Raw genomic sequence first — 10366 nt, 5'->3', positions numbered from 1 at the left:
GCGGACCAGATCAGCGACATCATGGCGGATCGTCCGCCGCGTCCGCCGAAGAACATGCCGCCGCCGTCCGGCGACACCCCTCCGGGCGGCAGCAGCGGCACCGAAGTCAAGCCGGGCAACGCGGCGGAACGGCCCGTTCGAGGGCCAGATGCGCCGACTGAGACTCGGTTGTAACGGGAGTTGAAATGCGCTGCCCACGCAGGTTTGATAACGGGCGGAGGACTCGACTCCATCAGTCAACTCTCTAATGCAAGCGGTCGAACGCCGTCAGCACATTCAATCAAGTGCATCAAAAGCCGATGCGATGGCCAGTTGTGCCGGAAACAAGTGTCTGGTTTCTAGAATGTGCACGACCCGGCTACGCCAGTAACTCAGCGGGAAGCGAAGAGAAGGCGGTTCTTCACGGGACAACTATCCTGTTAAGCATTCCCTTTCGAACCATGCCCACGTCCGCAAGCGAGGACCACCACCACCGCCGCGCCGGCCGGCGCGCGCAACGCATCGAGCAAATACCCGTTCGAACGGGGTGAGCATCGTCGCGCAGACGCTCAGGCCAACGTGAATACGATCTCTGCCGTCGGTCAGGAGTGCAGTTGGTGCGAGCGGCCATCGCGGCCAGCGGAGTCGCGCTGATCCGCGATGAGCACAAACATATTTCGCTCACTGCAAACCGAAGTTAGAAAACACATCCGCGCCGCGCACCTGGTCGCGCGTTCGCTTCGACATTGGTTTGGGCGTTCTCTCTGGTCGCGGACGGCGAGTCGAACATCTTTACTCAAATGCCCGCGCTGTTGATTTCGATGTCTCCATTCGAGCTGGCGCATTTGAAAATCGTGTTTGACCGCATCACTACATTTGAATGACTTCATCTGCCACGGGGTGCCGACTATTGGCGAGTCCGTCTGCGTCGGCCTCCCTCTCGAGATCACGATTGTAAGGGCGCGTAATCCCGGCAATGCTTAGTTTTCGGTCAATCGAGCCATACCGTGTTCGCAGCGACATTAACCATTTCCTCAATCGATACGCGCTTTTTCTCAACTTGCAGATGACATCGCGCTGGCAGAATTCAAACACTGCAGTAACAAATCCAAAAAAGCTCACGGGCGCGGCGATCTCAACACCGCTTTCTCGGCCAAGTGCGCAATATGACGGAGACACGAGAAATGAAATACCGCACCGCGATGTGCGTCTGCGCTGCACTCCTTGGCGCCTCGTCCGCATGGGCGCAGGACATAGAAGAGGACGCACCGCCCCCGAAGCCCCTCGGCGCCAGTTCAGTCACGCTGTACGGCCTGATCGATCAGGGCGTCGAGTTCGTCAACAACGTCGCCACCGGGAAGAACACGACCGCCAACGGATGGCGCACAGGCGACGGAACCGCCACGTCGTACTTCGGCATCAGAGGCAGCGAAGACCTGGGCGGCGGAGTGAAGGCAATCTTCGATCTGCAAAACGGATTCAGTCCGACGACCGGCGCAGCGAGGCAGGGCGGTCGCCTCTTCGGACGGCAGTCGTATGTCGGTCTCGATGGCAAATACGGCCGATTGACGTTCGGCCGCCAGTACACGATGCGCTTCTACGGTATCTCGTTCATCAACCCGTTCGGAACGGGCGCGCAAGGCCTCACGACGCTCGACAACGGCATCGCCAACGCGCGCGCCGATAACGCCGTCAGCTATCGCTACTTCCTCGGCGATTTCGAAGGCGGCGTCAACTACAGCTTCGGCCGCGATGCCGTCGCGGGCAACAGCAGCGTCGCCACGAATTGCCCGGGCCAGACGTCGCCTTCGAATCAGTGCCGGGAGTATTCGGCGCTGCTCAAATACGAAGGACACACGTGGGGTCTGGCGACTTCCTACGAGCGCAATTACGGCGGCACGTCCGCGACATGGGGCGGCCTGACTTCGCCGGATCTCACGGACAGCCGCTTCACGCTGGGCGGATACTTCATGATCCACAAGGCGAAGTTCGGCGTAGGCTGGATCAGGCGCGTGAACGAAGGCATCGCGACGCCGCGAAGCAACCTGGTGTGGTTCACGGGAACGGTCCCGGTGACGCCGTTCTTCCACATCGACGGCATGGTGGCGCAACTCAAATACGAGCATTCGTCCAACAAGGCGCTGATCGAAGTCCTGCGCGGCGAATACCTGCTTTCCAAGCGCACGTTGCTTTATGTGACCGGCGAGCACATCCAGAATTTCGGCAATCTGGCGCTCGCGGCGACGACGCTTTCTCCGGTGCCGACGCCTCCCGCCGGTGGAGCGCAAATCTCCGTCATCGCGGGCATCCGCCACACGTTCTGATTAAAGCAGCGGGGGAGCGCAAGTTTCCCCGCGAATCATTTATCGAACCATTTTCGCGGCGGCGCGCGCTGCCGACATATCGGCCACTGCGCCGAACGCCTGCTTCCGCTTCAGGCATCCCACGCCGATATCCATGTCCTGCAGATAGCCGATATCGCTCTCGGTCAGCGATAAATCCCTTGAGTACGGGCGCTGCGTCTGATTGAAGTCCCAGATCGCTTTCGCTGATGCAACGTCGAAGTTCTTCTGGGCGCGCTTGCGTGCATCGAAGAAAGCGCCATGCGACGCGGGCGACATCAGATAGTCGTAGAGCGCGCCGTAAGCGGCCATGACGGCGACCATTCCTTCGTGCTTCGCGCCGAGTGCCGCATCCGATGCGTACGCCGTCTGGAACACACAGTTCGGCAGCGCCTGCCACAGATTCCCTTCGCTGATGACGTTCGGCCCCGCCTCATCGTTGAGATGCGAGATGCTGGCGCAGCAGGCATCGGCGGCGCCGCTCACGACGGCGTCGAAGCACTGGTCGTTGCTGCCGTGATCGACGAAGTCGATCGTTGAAGCGTCGATACCTCTTTCCTTTAACAGTTGAAGCATGAGGGTATGCAGCAAGCCGAGTTTCGGCCCCACCGCGACGGTCTTTCCCCGCAGATCGGCGAGTGTCGTTGCGCCGCCGGGCCGGGCGAAAATCGTCAGCGCGCACTTCTTCATGCCGGCGCCGATGATCTTCACCGGCGCGCCCTGCTCGATGCGCGTGAGCACGAGGTTATAGCCGGACACCATGCAGACGTCCGCCGCGCCGCGTGCGATGGCATCGAACGGGCCGGTCGGGCCGGGCACCTGGATGATGCGCGCGTTCACGTCGAAGGTCCTGAAGTAGCCGAGTTCATCCATCAACGCGTTGAGCGTCGCGTTCTCCAGGCCTGGATTGCTGACGATGCGGATTTCGGTCGAGGCGGCTCTTGCAACTTGAGGCGCGGCGAGTCCGTTCATCGCCAATCCCATACCGAGGGCTCCCGCTCTGCGCAGGAAGCCGCGGCGGGTCGAGTCGTACGTCATCTGCATGTCTCCGAACGCCGGTCGAGCCGGCTGATAATCGTTGATGTTCTGGCTCAAGGGGAAAGTGAAATGCACGCCTTGTGGTCGGACTCATCGAGCCTAGGCATCAGCAAATTGTGCCTATGCATCCGAAACCGGTCGATTGAGTAAAATGGCCGATGACTTAACCATTCACTCATACCGGGGAGGGTGCGGCGTGTCGGCGGAACTCGACTGGTATCTGCAGATCAACCTCAAGGCCCGGCACTTGCGATTGCTGGTGACCATCGACACGTATCGCAATCTGAGCCAGGTCGCGGAAGTCACGCACGTCACCTTGCCCGCCGTCTCGAAGTCGCTGGCGGAACTGGAGCGCGGACTTGGCCTCACGCTTTTCACGCGCACGGCGCAGGGGCTGGTTCCCACGCCTTACGGCGAATGCCTGACGCGTCATGCGCGAGCGATGCTGCACGTGCTGCATCAGGCGCTCGACGAGTTGAAAGCGCTGAGCGCTGGCACCGAAGGCAAGGTCGAAATCGGCGTGCTGCCCGTTTCTGCATCGATCCTTCTGACTCACGCGCTGAAGCTGCTCAAGCAGCGCTCGCCGGGCACCAACGTGAAGATCGTCGAAGGATCGACGGCGTCGCTGCTGCCCGAGCTGTGGCAAGGTCAACTCGATCTCGTCGTCGGCCGCCTGCCGCCGCTGGATGCGCTCGGAAGCTTCGAAGAGAAGGAACTGCTCGAAGAACCCGTGATGCTCGTGACCGGCCGGCAACATCCGCTGGCGCGCAAGAAAGCCGTGGAATGGTCGGACCTGTTGCCTTATCCGTGGATACTGCCGCCGCTCGGCTCGATCCTGCGCGATCCGCTGGAACGCGCGCTCGAGGTGCATGGCGTGCCGCTGACGAATAATTACATCGAAACGCTGTCGCTGCACGTCATCCGCGCGCATTTGCAGGTGTCCGACTGCATCGCCGTCATGGCCGATACCTCCGCGCGCGAGACCAGCCATCCACAGCCGCTCCATACGCTGCCTCTGAGCCTGCCGCGCCTGCTGCGGCCCGCCGGCGTGCTCTGGAATCGCGTTCGCACACTCACGCCGAGCGCGCAACTCATGATCTCCTGCCTCGAAGAGACGGCCCTGCGTCTCGCGCAAGAAGCACAGAAAAAGCGCTGACGTCACGTTCGAACCGCCTGCGCGCACCTTAACCATTCAGTCAACCCGGCCGCGGATTTTCTCAATCCGACGTGTGCGACGCGCTGGCACAATCAAATCGCGCTCACCACTTCATCAATAGCGAGCGACGACGCGAACTACACGAACGGTTCCGCGCATCTACACGGAGACAAGCACGATGATGAATTTCAGGACCGCGATCTGCGCTTGCGCCGCGCTGTTCGGTTTCGCCGCGACGGCCTGTGCGGCCCCTGCGTCCGGTCAATCCGTCGAAGAGTTCTATCGCGGCAAGGCGTTGACGCTCCTGGTCAGCGCGGACGCGGGAACGGTGACGGACATCGTCGCGCGGCAGTTCTCGCGCTACTTCGTCAAGTATGTGCCGGGACATCCCAAAGCCATCGTGATGAACGTGGTGGGCGCGGGCGGCATGGTGGCGGCGGCATCGCTCCAGTCGCGGCAGCCGAGCGATGGCACCGTCATCGGCTTCCTTCAGCGAAACAACCTCTACATTCCGCTGCTCGACGAAAGGCAACACCGCTTCGATCCGCGCGAGGTCCGATGGATCGGCAGCCTCAACAAGGTCGAATACTGTCTGGTTTCCATGACGCGATCCGGCGTGACCACGGCGGACGATCTGAGCAAGAAGAAGATGTATATCGGCGCGACCGGATTCGCCAACGAGGATCGCACCTTGCCGGCGCTGCTCGACGAATACATCGGCGCGAAGATGAGCATCGTGCCGGGTTACACGGGCCGCGGCGAAGTCTATCTGGCGATGCAGCGCGGTGAGGTCGATGGCTGGGCGTCCACTATCGATGGCCTTCAACAAGGCGAGCCGGTGCGGCTCCTGAAGAGCGGCAAGATGAAGGTGCTGCTGCATCTCGGCTGGAACAGCCCCGCCGGTTACGCCGATGTCCCGAATCTCTCTTCCTACATCACGCAGCCGGATGTGAAGGCGCTCTTCAATCTGTTCATTCTGCCGTTTCAGGCAGGACGGCCCATCGCCGTGCCGAAGGACGTGCCACAGGATCGTCTGAATGCGCTGCGCGATGCGTTCGCGAAGACCATCGCTGATCCGGACTTCATCGACGCGATGAAGCAGTCGGGTTATCCGCTCGATGCCATCGATGGAAACGCGGTCGAGCAGATCATCGCGAAGCTGTATGCCACGCCCGAACCGCAGATCGCGGATGCGCGCAAGCTCATCTTCGGTGCGCATTGAGCAGCGCAGGACAGAACATCATCACCAAACGGTAAAGCCAACATGACGCCCGAAATCATCGACATTCACCCGCACATCATCTCGACCGACACGCAGCGCTATCCGATCGCGCCTCAGCACGGGCATCGGTCCAAGTGGTCGGCGACGCGGCCCATCACGTTCGAACAACTGGTCGCCGAGATGGATGAAGCCGGCGTATCGAAGGCCGCGATCGTGCATTCGTCGACGACCTACGGCACCAACAATTCATACGTCGCCGACAGCGTGGCGCAGCATCCGGACCGCTTCACGGGCGTCTATTCGTTCGACCTGCTCGCGCCGGACGCGCTCACGACTTTCGATGCCTGGCTCGCGCGCGGCATGGGCGGAATCCGGCTCTTCACCGGCGGCGCCACGCATCAAAGCGATGGAAGCTGGCTCGTCAATCCCGCGACGTTTCCGATCTGGGAACGCTGCGCCGAGCTCGGCATGACGATGGCGGTTCAGACGACGCCGGATGGTCTGTCGATGGTGGCGGAGCTGGCCGAGCGCTTTCCGTCGGTGAAGATCGTGCTCGATCACTGCGGCCGGCCGAATCTGGAAGAAGGCCCGCCGTATGCGAGTTGCGCGGGGCTGTTCTCGCTCGCGAAGTTCGACAACGTCTATATGAAGATCACGCCGCGCACCTTCGATCTCGCGCAGGCAGCGCCGGGCGGCGCGGAGCCTTTCTTCGCCAGGCTCGTGGAAGTGTTCGGCGCGGATCATCTCGCGTTCGGCTCGAATTATCCGGCGTCGGCGGGGCCGTTGAAGACGCTCGTCGAACAAGGCAATGCCTGCTTCGCAGCCTTGAGCGACGAAGAGCGCGCCTGGGTCTGGGGACGCACTGCAAAGGCGCTCTATCCGATGCTGGCTGGCTGAGCGTCGAACTTAAAACAGGTGAGCCTGCGAAGCTCGCCATTCCATCAGGATGAGACATGGAGTTCTTCAATGATGCAACGTTGATGGCGGCCGGACATGCGCTGTCGACGCTCCTGCAGTTCAACCGGATCATCTTTCTCGTCTTCGGCGTGACGGTCGGACTCGCGATCGGATTGCTGCCGGGAATCGGCGGGCTGACGGGCTTTGCGCTGCTGGTCCCGTTCACATACACGATGGACCCGTATGCCGCGTTCGCGATGCTGCTCGGCATGGCATCGGTCATCACGACATCGGATGTGATTCCGGCCGTGCTCTTCGGCGTTCCCGGACACGCGGCATCTCAGGCGACCGTGCTCGATGGCCTGCCGATGACCAAACGCGGCGAGGCATCGAGAGCGTTGAGCGCATGCTACATGTCGTCGCTGATGGGCGGACTGATCGGCGCGGTCATCCTTGCCGTGTCGCTGCCGCTGGTGCGCCCGTTCGTGCTGTCGATCGGCACGCCGGAGATGTTGTCGCTTACCGTGTTCGGCGTGTCGATGGTGTCGGCGCTGTCGGGCAACGCGCCGCTGCGTGGCGTGGTCGCGGCCTGCTTCGGCATTCTCGTCGGCATGATCGGAACGAACGTCGCAACCGGACAAATGCGCTGGACCGGCGACATTCTGTACCTGCAGGACGGTATTCCGCTCGTGCCGATCATCCTCGGCATCTTCGCCTTGCCCGAGTTGTGCGAGCTGGCGATTCGACGCACGGCCATCGCGCAGAACGTGCAGTTCACGTCGCGGGAAGGCATGCGTCAGGGTGTCGTCGACAGCTTTCGCAACTGGTTTCTGGTGCTGCGTTGCGGCGGCCTCGGCGCGATTCTCGGCGCGGTGCCCGGCATCACCGGCGCGGTGACGGACTGGATCGCGTACGGCCACGCGTTGCAGACGGCCAAAGGCGCGAAGCAGTCGTTCACCAAGGGCGACGTGCGCGGCGTGATCGCGCCGGAAGCGGCCAACAACGCGCGAGAGGGCGGCAGCCTCGTGCCGATGCTGTCGTTCGGTGTGCCGGCGGCGCAGCGCAGGCCATTCTGCTCGGCGCGATGATGGTGCACGGTTTCATCCCCGGTCCCGACATGCTGACCAAGCATCTCGACTTCACTTACTCGATGGTCTGGTCGATCGCGCTCGCCAACATCTTCGGCGCGGGCTTGTGCTTTCTTTTGAGCGGACAATTCGCGAAGGTTTCGACGCTGCGCTATACGCTCATCCTGCCGGTGATCATGCCCGTCATTTTTGTCGGCGCGTTCCAGGGATCGCGGAGCTGGGGCGACCTCTTCGTGCTGCTGATCGCCGGTGTCATCGGATGGACGATGAAGCGGCTCAAATGGGCGCGTCCGCCGCTGATTCTCGGCCTCGTGCTCGGCGTGCTGATGGAGCGTTATATGTCGATTTCGTTCGTGCGCTACGGCACCGACTGGCTGTCGCGCCCGGTCGTCATCGTGCTGTTGAGTCTCGCCGCGCTGGTCTTTTTCAAGCCGCTCTTCACTGCGTTGCGCAGTGGCGGCATCGCGCAGTTCAAACCGAGCGGCTCGGTTCACTTCAGGCGCGAAGACCTCGTCCATGTGTTCTTCATCAGCGTCGGGCTGTATATGCTGATGAGTTCGCAAAGCTGGCTCCTCATGGCGAGAATCGGGCCGACGGTCGTGGCGAGCATTCTCGTCATCGCGGGAACGGTCAGTCTCGCGTACAAGGTCTTCGTGATTCCGGCTCACGGCTCGGCGCGTGCCAGCAGCGGCGTGCATATGGACGTGTCGAGCGATCACGACGAGAAGCTGCCCAACAAGACCGTGCTGTCGCGCGCCGCACGTTTCTTCGGCTGGTTCCTCGCGTTTCTGGCCTGCATGTCGGTAATCGGCATGTTGCCGACGGTGCCGTTGATGATCGCCGCCTACATGCGCATCGAAGGACGCGAGTCATGGAAGCTCAGCCTGATCCTCGCTGTGTGCGTGACCGCGTTTCTTTACATCGTCTTCGATCAGATTCTCCATATCCCCTGGCCGGACAGCTTCCTCGGAAAGTGGTTGCCCGGACTCGGCGGAAATTGATTCTTCAACGCAAGGATGTGACGAATGACGCAAGATCGACTGGCGCGTATCGACGCGCAGCACGCAACGGAAGAGCAGAAGCGAGTGATCTCGCAACTGGGTGAAGGACGCGGGCGCATTCCGACTCCGTTCAACATCTGGCTGCATAACCCGCGGCTCGCCGAAGGGATGGAAATCATCGGCACGCACGTCGATCATTCGCCCGTGCTCAGCGAAGCGGAAACCGAGGTCGCGATTCTCTCGACGGCGGTGTTCTGGAATGCGCCGTACGTGATCGCGAACCATCGCCGGCATGCGTTGAAGGCCGGCGTTCCCGAGGCGCTCGTCGCCGCGATTCTGGACAAGCGCAGGCCCGAGGGTGAACATGGACGATTCGGCGTCGTGTGCGACGCGGTGAGCGATATCCTCGCGGGCGGATCGATCGACGATGCGCGCTTCGCCAGGTACGATGCCGGGCTGGGCCGAGCGGTCATCGCGGAACTGCTCGTCACGATCGGCTATTTCACTTCGATCTCGCTCGGCATGACCTTGCACGCGCTGAAGCCGAAGGACTGAACGCAGGAGACGTATCGTGACGGGACTTGACGGCTACATGCAGGTGAACCTGAAGGCGAGGCATCTTCGCCTGATCGTGACCATCGATACCTATCGCAATCTGACGCAGGTGGCGGAAGTCACCCATGTCACGATGCCGGCGGTATCGAAGTCACTGGCAGAGCTCGAGCGTGGACTCGGACTCACGCTTTTTACGCGCACGGCGCAAGGACTCGTGCCCACGCCGCACGGCGAATGCCTCATTCGTCACGCGCGCGAAATGCTGACGATCCTGCATCAGGCGCGCGATGAAATGAAAGCGCTGAGCTCGGGCACGGAGGGAAAGGTGCACATCGGCATGTTGCCCGCTTCGGCCTCGGCGCTGCTGCCGCTGGGGCTGAATCTGTTGAAGATCAGATCGCCGGGAACGAACGTGCGCGTGGTCGAAGGCACGCGCGGCGCATTGCTTCCCGAGCTGTGGCAAGGACGTCTCGACCTGATCGTCGGGCGCTTGCCCGCGCCGGACACGCTCGGCAGCTTCGAGGAAAAAGCGCTGCTCGAAGAACCCGTGACCCTGATGACCGGACGGCAACATCCATTGGCGCGGCGCAAGAATCTCGACTGGTCGGATCTTCATCCGTATCCGTGGATACTGCCGCCGCAAGGCTCGATCCTGAGGGATTCGCTGGAGCGCACGCTCAGAGCACACGATGTACCGCTGACGAACAACTACATCGAGACGCTTTCCGTTCACGTCACCCGCGCTCATTTGCAGATTTCGGATTCCATCGCCGTCATGGTCGGCACGCCCGCGAACGATGCTGCGCAACCCTTGCATGCGCTTCCATTGACCTTGCCCCGGCTGTTGCGCCCGTCGGGCGTGCTCTGGAACCGCAACCGCGGTCTGACGCCGAGTGCGCAACTCATGGTTGCCTGTCTGGAAGAGGCTGCCCAGCAGTTGCAGAACGGTACGACCTGAAAATTCAAGAATGTGCGATTCGCTTTTTCGCACGATCCAAATAGTTAGATATCCATATCAAGATGGAAGCAGTGCCTTTACCGAACGGTTAAGGCGCCGGCAAATTAATTCAATAGACGACACGGGACGA

Annotated in this window: 8 protein-coding genes and 1 pseudogene; 8 read left to right on the top strand and 1 reads right to left on the bottom strand. The window is 61.6% G+C overall.

The annotated features are described in order from the left end of the window. Window positions 1–1163: 1163 nt before the first annotated feature. Entirely contained in the window at window positions 1164–2303 is a 1140-nt protein-coding gene (locus AWB74_RS37585; protein ID WP_061151665.1) for a porin, read from the top strand. Window positions 2304–2342: 39 nt separating this feature from the next. Here AWB74_RS37585 and AWB74_RS37580 read toward each other — a convergent pair whose 3' ends face one another. Further along, window positions 2343–3359, bottom strand: a complete 1017-nt coding sequence (locus tag AWB74_RS37580) for an ABC transporter substrate-binding protein (RefSeq protein ID WP_061151670.1) — start codon at window positions 3357–3359, stop codon at window positions 2343–2345. A 196-nt stretch (window positions 3360–3555) separates the two neighbouring features. On the opposite strand from AWB74_RS37580, the gene AWB74_RS37575 reads away from it, so the two are divergent. The 7 genes and pseudogenes from AWB74_RS37575 to AWB74_RS37550 all read left to right on the top strand — a co-directional run bounded on the left by AWB74_RS37575 (window position 3556) and on the right by AWB74_RS37550 (window position 10236). Further along, complete coding sequence (locus AWB74_RS37575) at window positions 3556–4515, top strand: LysR substrate-binding domain-containing protein (RefSeq protein ID WP_235024824.1); 960 nt, start codon at window positions 3556–3558, stop codon at window positions 4513–4515. Window positions 4516–4693: 178 nt separating this feature from the next. Then, window positions 4694–5737, top strand: a complete 1044-nt coding sequence (locus AWB74_RS37570) for a Bug family tripartite tricarboxylate transporter substrate binding protein (protein ID WP_235024823.1) — start codon at window positions 4694–4696, stop codon at window positions 5735–5737. A 42-nt stretch (window positions 5738–5779) separates the two neighbouring features. After that, window positions 5780–6634, top strand: coding sequence for an amidohydrolase family protein (locus AWB74_RS37565; RefSeq protein WP_061151663.1), 855 nt, complete (start codon window positions 5780–5782; stop codon window positions 6632–6634). 56 nt (window positions 6635–6690) lie between these two features. Continuing rightward, window positions 6691–7967 (top strand): annotated as a pseudogene (locus tag AWB74_RS47625) (tripartite tricarboxylate transporter permease); the annotation flags it as partial. A gap of 21 nt (window positions 7968–7988) precedes the next feature. Further along, the gene (locus AWB74_RS47620) at window positions 7989–8723 is read left to right on the top strand and encodes a tripartite tricarboxylate transporter TctB family protein (RefSeq protein ID WP_407642521.1); all 735 of its coding nucleotides are present in this window, start codon (window positions 7989–7991) and stop codon (window positions 8721–8723) included. A gap of 24 nt (window positions 8724–8747) precedes the next feature. Then, on the top strand, window positions 8748–9278 hold the full coding sequence (locus tag AWB74_RS37555; RefSeq protein WP_061151662.1) for a carboxymuconolactone decarboxylase family protein: 531 nt from the start codon (window positions 8748–8750) through the stop codon (window positions 9276–9278). A 16-nt stretch (window positions 9279–9294) separates the two neighbouring features. After that, on the top strand, window positions 9295–10236 hold the full coding sequence (locus tag AWB74_RS37550) for a LysR substrate-binding domain-containing protein (protein ID WP_061151661.1): 942 nt from the start codon (window positions 9295–9297) through the stop codon (window positions 10234–10236). The last annotated feature ends 130 nt before the right edge of the window (window positions 10237–10366 follow it).

Source organism: Caballeronia arvi (assembly GCF_001544695.2).
Classification (GTDB): Bacteria; Pseudomonadota; Gammaproteobacteria; order Burkholderiales; family Burkholderiaceae; genus Caballeronia; species Caballeronia arvi.
The sequence above is the reverse complement of the archived record's forward strand: the minus strand, read 5'-3'. Positions and strand labels throughout refer to the sequence as shown.